Genomic DNA, 14,026 nt, shown 5'->3' on the forward strand with positions numbered 1-14,026 from the left:
TCTCGCCACCCTGACGCTCGACGGCGTCAACCGCGGGCAGATCCCCGTCTACTTCAAGAACGGCAAGGAGCGGTACCTGGGCGGCGAGTTCCAGGACGGCGTCGAGCCGTACCCGGGCGTCGACATCCCGCGCACGTGGGGCTCGGGCGTCGCCCAGCTGACCAACATCGTCGTGTTCACGACCAAGGGCGGAGTGGCGAGCCAGACCCCTGTCGGCGGAGCGAGCCACCGGTTCTTCGTGCGCAAGAACATCAAGGTCATGCGCGCGGACAACATCGGGCTGTTGATCAAGCGGTCCAACAACACCGTGACGTTCAAGGCACAGCGCATCCGCATCATCAACCCGTCCACCGGCAAGTATCAGTCGGCCGGCTCGGTCAAGCTGCAGTACCGGTCGGACGGCGTCTGGCGGACCACGAAGACCATCCGGCTCAACAGCCTGGGCGACGGCTCCTTCAGCCGCACGATCTCGCGGAAGTACCCGTACCGCCTCCGCATCGCGAAGACCTCGCGCAACATCGAGTTCCTCACGAAGGTGTCGGGGCGCATCTAGGGCGCCGACGTCCAGTCATCGTTCACAGCTCGAGGCCTCACCGGCCCGGCGCGCTCTAGGCTCTTGCCGTGAACCCTGGGTACTCCGGCACTCCGCAGCTCAAGAAGCTCGGCATCAGACCGGGGCTCCGACTCGTCGTGGTCGACGCAGACCCCACGTGGGAGTTCGCCGAGCCCCTCGTGGACGTGGAGACCGTCGCGCCGGGCGAGACGGACGTCGCTCTCGTCTTCGTACGGTCGGCCACCCTCCTGGAGTCGATGGCCGAGTGGGGAGCGTGGGTGTTCCCGGCTGGCTCACTGTGGGTGGCATGGCCCCGCAAGGCCGCCGGACACGTCAGCGACGTCACTGACAGTGCGATCCGTGAAACGGCCCTCGCGCTGGGCATGGTCGACGTCAAGGTCGCGGCGATCGATACGGACTGGTCAGGGTTGAAGATCATGTGGCGGAGGCAGAACCGCGTACGCAGGGACGAACGCGTCTCCTGAGCGTCAGTCGAGACCGAGCCCGGACGTGAACGGTGGCGGTCGTCAGCCGAGGTTCCTACGACTCGCGCGGATGCCGGGTCATGCCCTCGGGCAACGCGTCCAGCGTGAAGGTGTCGACTTCGTCTTCCCGTCCTTTGCGAACACATCAATCTTCGGCCACCCTTGCTCGCGACAGTCCGCGCACGCGCGAGGAGCTGAGCTACTGGTCGAGATCGGCGGGCTCAGACCCCGCCGGCTCCCTCATCCACGTGATGTCGTCTCGTGTGGCGCGCTCTCTGCTGGTGCCGGGCGAGGCGGCCTCGCCCGCGGCGTGGCCGGCGGTGCCGAACGCCGTCATGCTGGTCACCTCCCAGGCCGGCGACACGTCGAATTCAGCAGTCACGGCGTCCCGGTCGAAGGCGCGGAACTGGTGCGCATCAAGCCCGATGTGCAGGCCTTGGATCGTCATGTGCGCGACAGCTTGGCCCAGGTCGTAACGAGAGAACTCCGAGTACTCCCAGTCAGGTGTGCCGTCGACGTACAGGTGCGCAAGATTGACCATCAGCAGCGAGGCGTCCGGCGCCCACGCCGATGAGCTCCTGGCCAGATGACGCACGATTCGTTGATGGACGGCGTCACCTCGGCGGCCGACGATGAACTTCCACGGCTGAGAGTTCCCCGCCGACGGAGCCCTGCGGGCCGCCTCCAGCAGCGTGTCGACCTGCTCGGGGTTGATTGAGACGTCCGGGTCGAACGACACCGGACTGAACCGGCCCGCCAGCGCCGGGTGCAGCGTGGGATGAGCGGGCACCTCACAGACCGTCATGCCTCTAGTCTGACGTCAACTTCTCCGGAGGCGGCGCACCGTCCGCCTTCGTCTAGCTGGTCGGTACTTATCCGCAGGCCACGCGGGACGCCGGCTGGGTCAGCGTCTCGTAGGCGGCGCGGATGTTGCCCCGGCCGTTCGAATCCGGCTTGGCGGCGGCGATCGCGAACGATGGTTCGGTGGCTAGCGGTGACGCGTCCGACACCCACATGCGCTCTCCCGCGCCGGCGCGGCGTTGCGCCTCGAGGCGGATCGCGGTGAACAGCGACCGGCGAAACTCCGGCGCCTCGGCCTCACCCTGTTCGCGACGGAGCGAGTTCAACACCTGCGCGAAGCAGTCCGAGACGACATCCTCAGCCTCCGTACCCAGACCCAGACGGCTCGCGAGCCGGCGTGCTCCGAAGCTGTGCCGATCACACAGCTCCGCATACGCCTCGTCGAGGCCCGCGCGGCTCAACTCGAGCAACTGAGCATCGTCGTGCTCCGTGGAGGTCGTCTCGGTGGGCTGACGGTCGAGTGGTTGGGGGTATGGCATCGCGATGTCTCCGAATTCTGATATCGCTGCACCTCCCACAGAGGTGCCGCGCCCCCGGTTATCTGGTCGTGTCGGCGACCGCTGCATCACTTGCAGCTCACGCCGACATGTTCCATTCGAAGCTCAGAATGTGTCGGATTGGTGTGCCTTAGGTCACGATTGATGACACCTCCGAGGCCACGCGCGTCAGCACGGCTGCGCGGCGGGATCGCAAGCGACGACGCCTCGGCCCCCTAGAGCCGAGGCGTCGCGCGGTGCACACTCTCCGACTCCCTGGGGTGGAGAGGCTGCACGTGGTCCAACGAGTCTTGAGATCGAAGGTGACGGCCTCTCTCTCGGCCGACCGAAGGCAACCCGCCGTCACGGGGCGGGGGACGGCCGGTGACGCCCGCTGAGCAGGACGGGTCGCCACCGGCGCCTCGCCAATCTACCTGCGGCCCTCCAAAGACGCGCTCCCGTCCTCGTCGATCCGCCACAGGTGCCACCCTCGCGCAGCGAGTGCGATGTCAGGCGAAGTCGCCGGCTGCTGACCGGATGGCCTTGAGCAGCTCGAAGGTCTGATCCTGCTCGGCAGGCGTCAGGCCGCCGACCGCGAAGTCGATGGCCATGACAGCCGCCGTCGCCTGCTCAAGCACCGCCGTCCCTTCCGGCGTCAGCTCGGCAAAGGTGCGTCGACGATCCGCGGTGTCGGCGACCCGGTTGACCAGCCCCTGCGCCTCGAGGCGGTCCATCGCGCTGGTGACCGACGTCGGATGCACCATCAGCCGCTCGCCGATCTTGCTGAGCGGAAGCTGGCCGGAGGAGCTGAACGACAGAAGCACCAGCACCTCGTAGCGGGCGAACGTGATGCCGAACGGCTTGAGCGCCGCGTCGAGCTCGGCGCTGATGAGCTGCTGAACCCGCATGACCGATGTCGCCACCCGCATCGCGGTCGACACGCCGATGCGCTGCTCCCACAGGTCCGAGGCGCGTGCGATCGGGTCGAACGGCAGCGTGGGCTCGGCAGGCACTCACCCATCGTAGGGGCGGTCATCCCTGCGAGACGACGTCTACCGCGAATTAGTTGGATGTCCTAGTATTGGATGTCCACGAAGTTTGGGGAGCCCGCATGACCGACTTGCACGTGCCGCAGCACCCGGTCCGTCTGGTGACGGCGTCCGCGCTGTTCGACGGGCACGACGCCTCGATCAACATCATGCGGCGCATCTTCCAGTCCCAGGGCGCCGAGGTGATCCACCTCGGGCACAATCGCTCGGTCAAGGAGGTGGTCGACGCCGCGATCGAGGAGGACGTGCAGGGCATCGCCGTGTCGTCCTACCAGGGCGGTCACGTCGAGTACTTCGAGTACCTCGTCGAGTCGTTGCGCGAGCAAGGGGCCGGGCACGTCCGCGTCGTCGGCGGGGGTGGCGGAGTCATCGTTCCTGACGAGATCGCCCGGCTCCGAAGCTCCGGGGTCACGATCTTCTCCCCCGAGGACGGTCAGCGGCTCGGCCTCGTCGGCATGATCAACTCAGTCATCAAGGAGTGTGACGTCGACCTGACGGCCCTGCGCGAGCTCGACGTCGACGGCGTGCTGACGGGTGAGCGTGCTGCCCTCTCCCGGGCACTCACGTTTGCCGAGAGCGGATCCCTCAGCGACGCGCAGGTCGCCCGCGTCCGCGCGGCCGCGGCGGCCCACCCGGCTCCCGTGCTGGGCATCACGGGCACGGGAGGATCCGGCAAGTCGTCGCTCACCGATGAGCTGGTGCGCAGGTTCCGGGTCGACCAGCAGGACAAGCTGCGCATCGCGGTGATCGCGGTCGACCCGACCCGGCGCCGCGGCGGGGGTGCTCTGCTGGGTGACCGCATCCGCATGAACGCCCTCGACGGCGAACGCACCTACTTCCGCTCCCTCGCGACCCGCGGATCGCACGAGCTGCCCGAGTCGCTGGCGGACGTGATCGACGTCGTGAAGGCCGCGGGCTTCGACCTCGTCATCGTCGAGACCCCCGGCATCGGCCAGGGCGACGCTGCCATCGTCCCCTTCGTCGACAGCTCGATGTATGTCATGACGCCCGAGTTCGGTGCCGCCTCCCAGCTCGAGAAGATCGACATGCTCGACTTCGCCGACACCGTGGCGATCAACAAGTTCGAGCGTCGCGGCGCCAAGGACGCGCTGCGCGACGTCGGCCGTCAGATGGTGCGCAACCGCGAGGCCTTCGGCAAGAGGCCGGAGGACATGCCCATCTTCGGCACCTCGGCCGCGACGTTCAACGACGACGGCGTCACGGCGCTCTACCAGCACCTGCGCGACACGCTGCGCGAGAAGGGCCTGCCGGTCCAGGAGGGCGCGCTCCCCCGCGTCGACGTCCGCCACTCCAGCGGCATCCGCCAGGTCGTCCCGTCCGATCGCGTGCGCTACCTCGCCGAGATCACCGAGACGATCCGTGGCTTCCACACCGAGACTGAACATCTTGCCCGAGCCGCCAGCCGGGCGCAGCGGCTCGAGCTCGTGGCCGGCGAGGACGCACTCTCGGCAGGGTCGCAGAGCGAGATCGGTGAGCTGCTGACCGAGGCCCGCAAGGCGCTGCCAGTCGCGATCTCCGACCAGATCGACGCGTGGCCGTCGGTCGTCGAGTCGTACTCGGGCGACGAGATGATCACGACGGTGCGCGACCGCGAGGTCGTGACGAAGCTGACCCGGGAGTCGCTGTCGGGCACCAAGGTGCCCCGCGTCTCGCTGCCGAGGTTCACCGATCATGGCGACCTCGTCCGCTTCTGGCGCCGCGAGAACCTGCCGGGACACTTCCCGTTCACCGCCGGCGTCTTCGCCTTCAAGCGGGACGGTGAGGACCCAGCCCGGATGTTCGCCGGCGAGGGCGACGCGTTCCGCACCAACCGCCGGTTCAAGCTGCTGTCGTCCGACGGCGAGGCGACCCGCCTGTCGACCGCGTTCGACTCCGTGACGTTGTATGGACGCGACCCCGACCCGCGTCCCGACGTCTACGGCAAGGTCGGCACGTCGGGCGTCTCGATCGCGACGGTCGACGACATGCGGGCCCTCTACGACGGGTTCGACCTCGTCGCCCCCTCGACGTCGGTCTCGATGACGATCAACGGGCCCGCGCCCACCGTGCTCGCGTTCTTCCTCAACGCCGTGATCGACCAGCAGGTCGAGACGTTCCGTGAGCGGGAAGGCCGGGAGCCGTCGGCCGACGAGCACGCCGACCTGCGGTCGCACGCGCTGCGGAACGTCCGCGGCACCGTGCAGGCCGACATCCTCAAGGAGGACCAGGGACAGAACACGTGTCTGTTCTCGACCGAGTTCAGCCTGCGCATGATGGGCGACATCCAGCAGTACTTCATCGACGAGGGCGTGCGGAACTTCTACTCCGTCAGCATCTCGGGCTATCACATCGCCGAGGCCGGGGCGAACCCCATCAGCCAGCTCGCTTTCACCCTGTCGAACGGATTCACGTACGTCGAGTCGTACCTCGCGCGCGGCATGGACATCGACGACTTCGCGCCCAACCTGTCGTTCTTCTTCAGCAACGGCATGGACCCGGAGTACTCGGTGCTCGGCCGCGTCGCCCGTCGCATCTGGGCGATCGTGATGAAGGAGAAGTACGGGGCGAACGACCGCTCGCAGAAGCTCAAGTACCACGTGCAGACGTCGGGTCGCTCGCTCCACGCGCAGGAGATGGACTTCAACGACATCCGTACGACGCTGCAGGCGCTCATCGCGATCTACGACAACGCCAACAGCCTGCACACCAACGCGTACGACGAGGCCGTCACGACCCCGTCGCAGGAGTCGGTGCGCCGCGCCCTCGCGATCCAGCTCATCATCAACCGCGAGTGGGGCCTGGCGATGAACGAGAACCCGCTGCAGGGCTCGTTCATCATCGACGAGCTGACCGAGCTCGTGGAGAACGCCGTGCTGGCCGAGTTCGATGCGATCAACGAGCGCGGCGGCGTGCTGGGCGCGATGGAGACGGGCTACCAGCGCGGACGCATCCAGGACGAGTCGATGCTCTACGAGCACCGCAAGCACGACGGCTCGCTGCCGATCATCGGCGTCAACACCTTCCGCCGGCCCGCCTCGGAGGGCGAGGAGGAGCACACCGTCGAGCTGGCCCGCGCCACGGAGTCGGAGAAGGAGTCGCAGCTCGCCCGCGTGCGCGGCTTCCACGAGTCGCACAGCACCGAGGCCGCCGAGGCGCTCGAGCGTCTGCGCCTCGCCGCGATCCACCACGACAACGTGTTCGCGGTCCTCATGGACGCCGCCCGGGTGTGCTCGCTGCAGCAGGTCACCGAGGCGTTCTTCGAGGTCGGCGGGCAGTACCGCCGCAACGTCTGACCGAGATCCCGGGGGTGTGAGCCCCCGGGATCTGGGTACGTCCTCCCGTGCGGGAGGGCCGCGCCACTCGGCGCAGCCCCACGCCCAGAGGAGGAGATGACATGTCCGACATCGACTGGTGGGTATGGGTCATTGCCGCGATCGTCCTGATCGCCATCGTGCTGGGCCTGGTGGCCGCGAGCCGCAAGGCAGCACAGGCCAAGGCCGTCAAGCAGCGCGAGCACGAGGAGCGCAACCGTCGCGAGGCCGAGAAGATCCGCCTCGAGGCACAGGCGGCCAACGCCGAGGTGCAGCGCCGCGAGGCGGACGCCGCCACGGTGCGTGCCGACGCCGAGGAGGCCCGGGTCAAGGCCGAGCAGCTGCAGCGACAGGCCTCTGACCTGGACAAGGACGCGACGCGTCAGCGCGAGCACGTCGACACCCGGCTCAGCGAGGCCGACCGGCTCGATCCCAACGTGACCGAGGACGGCCGCTCGCGCCACGCGGGCACCGACCGCGTGGTCGGCGACGACCGCGGCGTGGCGGGCGACCGCGACGGCATCCGGGACGAGCGTGGAGTGACGGACGACCGCGGACCGGTCGACGACCCAGACCCGACCCGCACGCACGATCCGGCCGACGGCTCGCACGTCCGCCGCGACGACTCGATCTGATCGACAGGTCATGACGACCCGGGTGGGGTCCACGACTCCGCCCGGGTCGCCTATCGTCGGGGAGTGAGCATCATCGCCCCCACCTACGACCAGGTCCTCGATCTGCCGGCCTCGCTCGTGCGGACCGTCCCCGCCGACTTCATCGACGAGAACGGCCACATGAACATCGGCCGCTACCTCGAGCTCGGCGGCACGGCGCTCTGGCGCCGCTGCCAGGACGAGCTCGGCATGCCCGCGGACTACATCACGACCCGCGGGCTCTCGACGTTCACCGCCGAGCACCACCTGACGTACGTCTCGGAGATGCTCGAGGGCGAGGAGGCGTCGGTCCACGTACGCCTGGTGGAACGATCGGCCAAGGTCCTGCACGCCGTCAGCATCATCGTCAACACGACCCAGCAGCGCCTGGCCTGCGTCATGGAGTCGACAACGGTCCACATGGACATGACGCTCCGCCGGCCGGCACCGTTCCCCGACGACGTCGCCGCGCTGCTCGATGCCGGCCTGAAGGCCGACGACATGGCCTGGCCCGCGCCGGTCAGCGGATCGATGGGCGTGCGGCGATCGCGATGAACGACGACCTGGGCCACCCCCTCGCGCTCGACGGGCCCGTCGAACGGATCGTGTCCCTCGTGCCGTCGCTCACCGAGGCCATCGCGGCGACCCGACGCGAGGCACTGGTCGGCGCGACCGACTGGTGCACCCACCCCCGCGACCTCGACGTCGCCCGCGTCCGGGGCACCAAGAACCCCGACCGCTCCGCGATCGCCTCGCTGGCCCCCGACCTGGTGATCGCCAACCAGGAGGAGAACCGGGAGCTCGACATCACCCGGCTCCGCGCCGCCGGCATCCCGGTGTGGGTCACCGTGATCGAGACCGTCGACCAGGCGTTCTCCTCGATGCGGCGGATGTTCACCGAGGCGCTCGGCTGGGACGTGCCCCCGTGGCTCCTCGAGGCCGAGCAGGTCTGGGCCGATCCCCCGACCCGGACCGGCCGCCGGGTCGCGGTGCCGATCTGGCGTGACCCGTGGATGGTCGTCGGCGCCCGGACGTTCACCGGCGACCTGGTCGAGCGGCTGGGACTCGTCAACGCCTTCGACGACCCCGTCCTCAACCCCGGCGACGACCGCTACCCGCACGCCGACCTCGAGACGATCGACGACGTCGACCTGGTCCTGCTGCCGGACGAGCCCTACGTGTTCAGCGCCGACGACGGGCCGGAGTCCTTCACCCGGTCGCCGACCGTGCTCGTCTCGGGCCGCTCGCTGACCTGGTACGGCCCGTCGATGGTCACGGCCCGCGCCGAGCTGGAGGTCGCGCTCAGCGCGACGTGAACGCCTTCACGAGGCGCTGCGCCTCGTCAGTCGCGACCCGGGCCGCGATCGTCGCGGACTCGTCGGCGCCCTGCTCCGGGCCGGGGGTGTCCCACGAGCTGCGGATCAGGCGACGGGCCTGGCCCAGCGCGCCGGGGGCGCTGGTCGCCCACCGGCGGGCGATCTCGTCGACGCGCGCCTCGACGGCGTCGTCCTCGACGACCTGGGTCACGAGTCCCCAGTCGCGCGCCTCGTCGGCGGTCAGGACGCGCCCGGTCAGGGCGAACTCGAGGGCCCGCTGCTGGCCGATCGCCCGGGGCACCAGGTAGGACACGCCGCAGTCCGGCGTCAGGCCGATCCCGGGATAGGCCATGACGAGCTTGGTCGCGCTCGACGCCACGATGACGTCGGCGCTCAGCATGACGCCGAGACCGGCTCCGGCGACCGCGCCCCGGACACCGGCGACGACGGGCTTGGGCAGGTCGGCGAGCGCGCGCAGGGCTCCCTCGAGGACGGTGGCCAGCTCGAGGAGGTACTCCGACGGCTCGTCGGCCGCGGCGAAGGACGTGACGTCACCGCCGGCGCAGAACCGCTTGCCCTCGGCGGTCAGCGTGATCGCGAGGACCTCGTCGCCTGACACCGCCTCGACCGCGGCCGCCATGTCCTGCGCGGCGGGCAGGTCGAACGAGTTCGACTGATCGGGACGAGCCAGGACGATCCGGCCGATGCCGTCGACGATCGAGTATGTCACTGCAGCCATGTCGGGGTCCTGCCTTCGCGCGTGGGGGGTGGGGCTCGCGCCCACTCTAGGACTCAGCCCACGAGCCGGTAGAACCGCCACAGGTCGTGCTCGATCGGGAGCACCTCCGCGTCGGCGAAGCCGGCCTCGACGGCGTAGCCGCGCAGCACCGACGGCCGCATGACGGTGCCGGTCGCCCGGGACGGCGACGTGCTCATGCTGTCGGGCAGGCAGACCGCGATCGAGAAGCCGTACATCAGCTGCTCGACGGGGTCCTCGGGTCGCCCCGTGTAGGTCTCGGGCACCCGCTCGTCCATCACCATCACGACGCCGCCCGGCCGGACGAGCCCGCGCATCGACCGGAGCACCGCGACGGGGTCGGGCAGGTCGTGGATGCACTCGAACGCCGTCACGAGGTCGTACGTCCCGTCGGTCGCGGTGGCGCCGGCGTCGGCCAGCCGGAAGGTCACCCGGTCCCCGACGCCCGCCGCGGCGGCGTGCCCCGCGGCGGCCTCGACCGACGCCGCGTCGATGTCGATCCCGTCGACCGTGATCGCCGGGAAGCCGAGCGCCATCGCGATCGACGACCACCCCTCGCCGCAGCCGACGTCCGCGACCCGGGCGCCGGCGTCGAGGGTCTCGACCAGGCCGGGCACGGCGGGGAGCCACTCCTGGGCCAGCTGGCGGAGGTACGCCGGCTTGTTGCCCTCCGCCTGGCCGGTCCGCATGTTCGGACCGAAGGCCTCCCACGGGACACCCCCGCCGGTGCGGTAGGCCTCGACCAGCGCGTCCGCCCGGCTCGCCGCGGTCGCGACGACGCGGATGAACGGGACGAAGTGGTCGATCGAGTCCCGGTCGGCCAGGGCGCCGACGTGCTCGGCCGGCAGGACGAATCGACGGTCCTCGGCCGCGACGGCGGCGTCCTCGACCTCGAGGAAGCCGGCGACGGTCTGCTGCTCGAGCCACTCCCGGGCGTAGCGCGGGGCGATCCCGGCGCGCTCGGCCAGGCCGGCGGCCGTCAAAGGGCCGTGCTCGCGCAGCGCGGCGTACAGGCCGAGCCGGTCGCCCAGGTGGATCGAGAACACGTCGAGCGCGCCCAGCGTCGAGCCGAAGAGGCGTTCGGTCAACTGATCTGCATCCATGTCGACCCCTGATCTCACGGGTACCCCGAGGATCGCATCCCTCGCCGCCCGGGTCGAGGGACCAACGTCAGGTCGTCGGCGACTTGGGTGCCGCGGCGGCCTGCGCCTCGGCGGTCTTGCGGGCCGACCTCGACGAGACCTTGAGCGGCGACCGCGCGTCGACCGTCAGCGGCTTGAGCGCCACGACCGGGGGCGTCTCGCCGACGATCGCGTTGTGGCTGCCCCAGACGAGGTACTTGGCCGTGAGGTTGATCAGCGTCGCGAAGCGGTTGCGGTTGCCCAGCAGCGTCGCGATGTGGAGGCCGACCCAGATGATCCACGCCGGGAAGCCCTTGAGGCGGGGCAGGAACTTGATCTCGGCGACGGCGGAGGACCGGCCGATCGTGGCCATCGTGCCCTTGTCCTTGTACTTGAACCGCTTGGGCGCGGACTTGCCCTCGAGCTCGGCCTTGATGACCTTCGCGACGTGCTTGCCACCCTGGAGGGCGGGCTGGGCCAGCTGCGGGAGCGGCTCGTCGGGGCTGACCGAGACGTCACCGATCGCGTAGACGTCCTCGAGGCCCTTGACGCGCAGGTGCTCGTCGGTCTCGATGCGGCCGCCGCGACCCTGCGGGACGCCCCAGTCCTTGACCGTGGAGTGCGCCGTGATGCCGGAGGCCCACACGACGATGCCGGCGGGCAGGAACTCCTGCTGGCCGTCGTGCTCGACGAGCACACCGTCCTCGCGGACCTCCTTGACGGCCGTCCCGAGGCGCAGGTCGACACCGCGCTTGTCGAGGGACTTGCGGGCGTAGTCGCGCAGCTTGGGATGGAACGGGCCGAGGACGTGCGGCAGCATCTCGACCAGCGTGATGTGGACGCGCTTGGTGTCGAGCTCGGGGTAGGTCGTCGGCATGTCGTTGTTGCGCATCTCGGCGAACGCACCGGCCGTCTCGACGCCCGTCGCGCCGCCGCCCACGACGACGACCCGCAGGTCGCGGTCCTGGCCGTTGATCGCGGCGTCCTCGAGGTTGGCGAACATCCGGTCGCGCACCGCGAGCGCCTGCGAGCGGCGGTAGAGCGGCAGCGAGTACTCGTCGGCGCCGGGGATGCCGAAGAAGTTGGCGGTCACGCCCACGGCGATGACGAGCCGGTCGTACTTGACGTCGAGGCCGCCGTCCAGGCTCAGCGTCTTGGCCGCGTGGTCCATCGCGGTGACGGTGCCCTTGAGGAAACGGACGTTGCTCTGCTTGGCGCGGATCGCGCGGAGGAACCAGGTGATGTCGCCGGGGTTGAGGCTGGCCGTGGCAACCTGGTAGAGCAGCGGGTTGAACGTGTTGTAGTTGTGCCGGTCGATCAGCGTGACGTCGACGTCCGCGCGCTTGAGCTTGCGGACCGCGGCGATACCGCCGAACCCGCCTCCCACGACGACGACATGGGGACGCTTGGGGGCTGACTGGGTGCTCGCGGACATGCCCTCAGTCTAGGCCTCCGGGGAAAAGGCCCGCACATCGCGTGCGGGGGGTGTGACCTCTTTCATGTCTTGACAAACCAGCGACGCGACTCGGGCTTGCGCAGATGGACCAGGACCACGATTGCTGCGGCAGTCCAGGGAAGTCCGAACGGGAAACCCAGTGCGATGACGACCGTGAAGATGATCGTCACGACCGACATCACGAACAGCACGACATCGCCGGAGCGGCGGGTGACCAGCACCCGGATCGCCGCGAACAGGCCGCCGACGCCGAGCACCAGGGCGATCGCGCAGATGACCCGGACGAGGTGGAGCGCCTCGTTGAAGTCCGCCTCGCGACCTCGGATCATGTCGGCGCCCGGACCGCCCTGAGCCATGAAGCTGTCGTAGTCCCCGATGACCAGCATGCTGAGCAGGAACATCGCCGACAGGCCCATCGCGACGATCGACCCGATCAGGGTCGTCCACACCGCGACGCCGACGGCCCGCGGCAGCGGCTCGCGTCCGGGCGTGTGGACGTACGGCTGGTAGCCCGGCGGCATCGGCGGCGGGGCAGGCTGCTGGCCCGGCTGCGGATACATCTCGCCGCCGGACTGGCCGCCGGTCGGGGCACCGACGGGCACCGGCGTGGAGGCCACGGCCTTGGCCGGCAGCGGGGCCTTGCCGGCGAGGACGCGGAACCACGAACGCACGACGGGCGTCCAGAGCTGGGCCGCGAAGAACACCGCGAGGAAGCCGAGCATCGCGACGAAGAAGCCCGGGCCGAGCAGCCCGCTGACACTGACGGCCAGAAAGAACGCGGCCAGGACCGTCAGGATCACGCGGCTGGGGTGATGGCCCTTGGCGGCGTGGACGGCGCAGACGATCCCAGTCGCGGCGAGCACCGCGACGACGGTCAGCACGACCTGGTAGATCGTCTGGGCGTCGCCGAACGAGCGACCGCCACCGCCGAACCAGTCGAGCTGGGTCTCGACCCGCTTCTGCCCCTCGGCGGTGCTGAGATCGCTGACCAGCACCAGCACCGTGACGAGCTGGACCGTGAAGATCGCGCCCAGGTAGAGGCACGCGGCCGTCAAGGCCTGCGGTCGGGGCGGCCGCGTGTCGGTCATGGGCCTATCGAATCACGCGCCGACAACCGGCCCGCCGGTCAGGCCCCGCGAACGACCAGCTCGTCGGCGTCGGGGACCCGGTCGACGACGACGGTGTCGCCGTCGCGGACGTCCCCCGAGAGCAGCGACCGGGCCAGCCGGTCACCGATCGCCTGCTGGACCAGGCGGCGCAACGGCCTCGCCCCGTAGGCCGGGTCCCAACCCGTCAGGGCAAGCCACTCCCGCGCGGCCGGGGTCACGTCGAGCGTGACCCGCCGTGCGTCGAGCCGCTTGGCCAGGGCCGCGACCTGCAGGTCGACGATGTGGGCGAGCTCATCGGTGCCGAGCGCGTCGAACATGACGATCTCGTCGAGCCGGTTGAGGAACTCGGGCTTGAACGACGCCTTCACGACCCCCATCACGGCATCGCGCTTCGCGGCGTCGTCGAGGGCGGGATCGGACAGGAACCCCGATCCGAGGTTGGACGTCAGGATCAGGATGACGTTGCGGAAGTCGACGGTACGTCCCTGGCCGTCGGTCAGCCGTCCGTCGTCGAGCACCTGCAGCAGGATGTTGAACACGTCCGCGTGGGCCTTCTCGATCTCGTCGAGCAGGACGACCGCGTAGGGCCGGCGGCGCACCGCCTCCGTCAGCTGCCCGCCCTCGTCGTAGCCGACGTAGCCGGGGGGCGCCCCGACCAGGCGCGAGACCGCGTGCCGCTCGGAGTACTCCGACAGGTCGATGCGCACCATCGCCCGCTCGTCGTCGAAGAGGAAGTCGGCCAGCGACTTGGCCAGCTCGGTCTTACCGACACCGGTGGGGCCGAGGAAGAGGAACGAGCCGGTCGGCCGGTCGGGGTCGGCGATCCCGGAACGGGAGCGTCGCACGGCGTCCGACACCGCGCGTACGGCGTCGGCCTGT

14 protein-coding genes are annotated in these 14,026 nt (G+C 69.7%); 6 read left to right on the forward strand and 8 right to left on the reverse strand.

The window, feature by feature from the left end; translation table 11 throughout:
* A partial coding sequence (locus JWQ91_RS13515; RefSeq protein ID WP_297785058.1) for a hypothetical protein occupies window positions 1-553 on the forward strand: 553 nt, incomplete at its 5' end.
* Between the two features lie 68 nt (window positions 554-621).
* Window positions 622-1,038: a DUF3052 domain-containing protein gene (locus JWQ91_RS13520; protein WP_297785061.1), complete on the forward strand. Its 417-nt coding sequence runs from the start codon at window positions 622-624 to the stop codon at window positions 1,036-1,038.
* A 199-nt stretch (window positions 1,039-1,237) separates the two neighbouring features.
* Here JWQ91_RS13520 and JWQ91_RS13525 read toward each other — a convergent pair whose 3' ends face one another.
* The 3 genes from JWQ91_RS13525 to JWQ91_RS13535 form a co-directional block, all read right to left on the reverse strand.
* Window positions 1,238-1,843: a nitroreductase family protein gene (locus JWQ91_RS13525; RefSeq protein WP_297785063.1), complete on the reverse strand. Its 606-nt coding sequence runs from the start codon at window positions 1,841-1,843 to the stop codon at window positions 1,238-1,240.
* 67 nt (window positions 1,844-1,910) lie between these two features.
* Window positions 1,911-2,309 (reverse strand): hypothetical protein, encoded by a 399-nt coding sequence (locus tag JWQ91_RS13530; protein WP_297785066.1) that lies wholly within the window; start codon window positions 2,307-2,309, stop codon window positions 1,911-1,913.
* A 575-nt stretch (window positions 2,310-2,884) separates the two neighbouring features.
* Window positions 2,885-3,388, reverse strand: coding sequence for a MarR family transcriptional regulator (locus JWQ91_RS13535; RefSeq protein ID WP_297785069.1), 504 nt, complete (start codon window positions 3,386-3,388; stop codon window positions 2,885-2,887).
* Between the two features lie 98 nt (window positions 3,389-3,486).
* Between JWQ91_RS13535 and icmF the strand changes: the two genes are divergently transcribed.
* The 4 genes from icmF to JWQ91_RS13555 all read left to right on the forward strand — a co-directional run bounded on the left by icmF (window position 3,487) and on the right by JWQ91_RS13555 (window position 8,704).
* Window positions 3,487-6,717: a fused isobutyryl-CoA mutase/GTPase IcmF gene (icmF, locus tag JWQ91_RS13540; protein ID WP_297785071.1), complete on the forward strand. Its 3,231-nt coding sequence runs from the start codon at window positions 3,487-3,489 to the stop codon at window positions 6,715-6,717.
* A 101-nt stretch (window positions 6,718-6,818) separates the two neighbouring features.
* Window positions 6,819-7,370, forward strand: coding sequence for a hypothetical protein (locus JWQ91_RS13545; protein WP_297785074.1), 552 nt, complete (start codon window positions 6,819-6,821; stop codon window positions 7,368-7,370).
* 63 nt (window positions 7,371-7,433) lie between these two features.
* Entirely contained in the window at window positions 7,434-7,943 is a 510-nt protein-coding gene (locus JWQ91_RS13550; RefSeq protein ID WP_297785077.1) for a thioesterase family protein, read from the forward strand.
* Window positions 7,940-8,704 carry a helical backbone metal receptor gene (locus JWQ91_RS13555; protein ID WP_297785080.1) on the forward strand — a complete coding sequence of 255 codons (765 nt, stop codon included), beginning with the start codon at window positions 7,940-7,942 and terminating at the stop codon, window positions 8,702-8,704. The genes JWQ91_RS13550 and JWQ91_RS13555 overlap by 4 nt, the downstream gene beginning before the upstream one ends.
* Here the strand turns inward: JWQ91_RS13555 and JWQ91_RS13560 are convergent.
* The 5 genes from JWQ91_RS13560 to JWQ91_RS13580 all read right to left on the reverse strand — a co-directional run.
* Entirely contained in the window at window positions 8,691-9,443 is a 753-nt protein-coding gene (locus JWQ91_RS13560; RefSeq protein WP_297785083.1) for an enoyl-CoA hydratase/isomerase family protein, read from the reverse strand. The two genes, JWQ91_RS13555 and JWQ91_RS13560, sit on opposite strands and share 14 nt — an antisense overlap.
* A 53-nt stretch (window positions 9,444-9,496) precedes the next feature.
* Window positions 9,497-10,564 carry a class I SAM-dependent methyltransferase gene (locus JWQ91_RS13565; RefSeq protein WP_297785086.1) on the reverse strand — a complete coding sequence of 356 codons (1,068 nt, stop codon included), beginning with the start codon at window positions 10,562-10,564 and terminating at the stop codon, window positions 9,497-9,499.
* A gap of 67 nt (window positions 10,565-10,631) precedes the next feature.
* Window positions 10,632-12,017 (reverse strand): NAD(P)/FAD-dependent oxidoreductase, encoded by a 1,386-nt coding sequence (locus JWQ91_RS13570; RefSeq protein WP_297785088.1) that lies wholly within the window; start codon window positions 12,015-12,017, stop codon window positions 10,632-10,634.
* A 62-nt stretch (window positions 12,018-12,079) separates the two neighbouring features.
* Window positions 12,080-13,126 carry a hypothetical protein gene (locus tag JWQ91_RS13575; RefSeq protein WP_297785091.1) on the reverse strand — a complete coding sequence of 349 codons (1,047 nt, stop codon included), beginning with the start codon at window positions 13,124-13,126 and terminating at the stop codon, window positions 12,080-12,082.
* Between the two features lie 38 nt (window positions 13,127-13,164).
* Window positions 13,165-14,026 (reverse strand): ATP-dependent Clp protease ATP-binding subunit (locus tag JWQ91_RS13580; RefSeq protein ID WP_297785093.1); only part of this gene is annotated, 862 nt, incomplete at its 5' end.

This window comes from Aeromicrobium sp., assembly GCF_025965075.1.
Lineage (GTDB): Bacteria > Actinomycetota > Actinomycetes > Propionibacteriales > Nocardioidaceae > Aeromicrobium.

Bases quoted from the DNA above. Each gene is read 5' to 3' on its own strand.
- JWQ91_RS13570 (WP_297785088.1), bottom strand. From the start codon at position 12,017: ATGTCCGCGAGCACCCAGTCAGCCCCCAAGCGTCCCCATGTCGTCGTC.
- JWQ91_RS13545 (WP_297785074.1), top strand. From the start codon at position 6,819: ATGTCCGACATCGACTGGTGGGTATGGGTCATTGCCGCGATCGTCCTG.
- JWQ91_RS13555 (WP_297785080.1), top strand. From the start codon at position 7,940: ATGAACGACGACCTGGGCCACCCCCTCGCGCTCGACGGGCCCGTCGAA.
- icmF (WP_297785071.1), top strand. From the start codon at position 3,487: ATGACCGACTTGCACGTGCCGCAGCACCCGGTCCGTCTGGTGACGGCG.
- JWQ91_RS13575 (WP_297785091.1), bottom strand. From the start codon at position 13,126: ATGACCGACACGCGGCCGCCCCGACCGCAGGCCTTGACGGCCGCGTGC.
- JWQ91_RS13560 (WP_297785083.1), bottom strand. From the start codon at position 9,443: ATGGCTGCAGTGACATACTCGATCGTCGACGGCATCGGCCGGATCGTC.
- JWQ91_RS13525 (WP_297785063.1), bottom strand. From the start codon at position 1,843: ATGACGGTCTGTGAGGTGCCCGCTCATCCCACGCTGCACCCGGCGCTG.
- JWQ91_RS13565 (WP_297785086.1), bottom strand. From the start codon at position 10,564: ATGGATGCAGATCAGTTGACCGAACGCCTCTTCGGCTCGACGCTGGGC.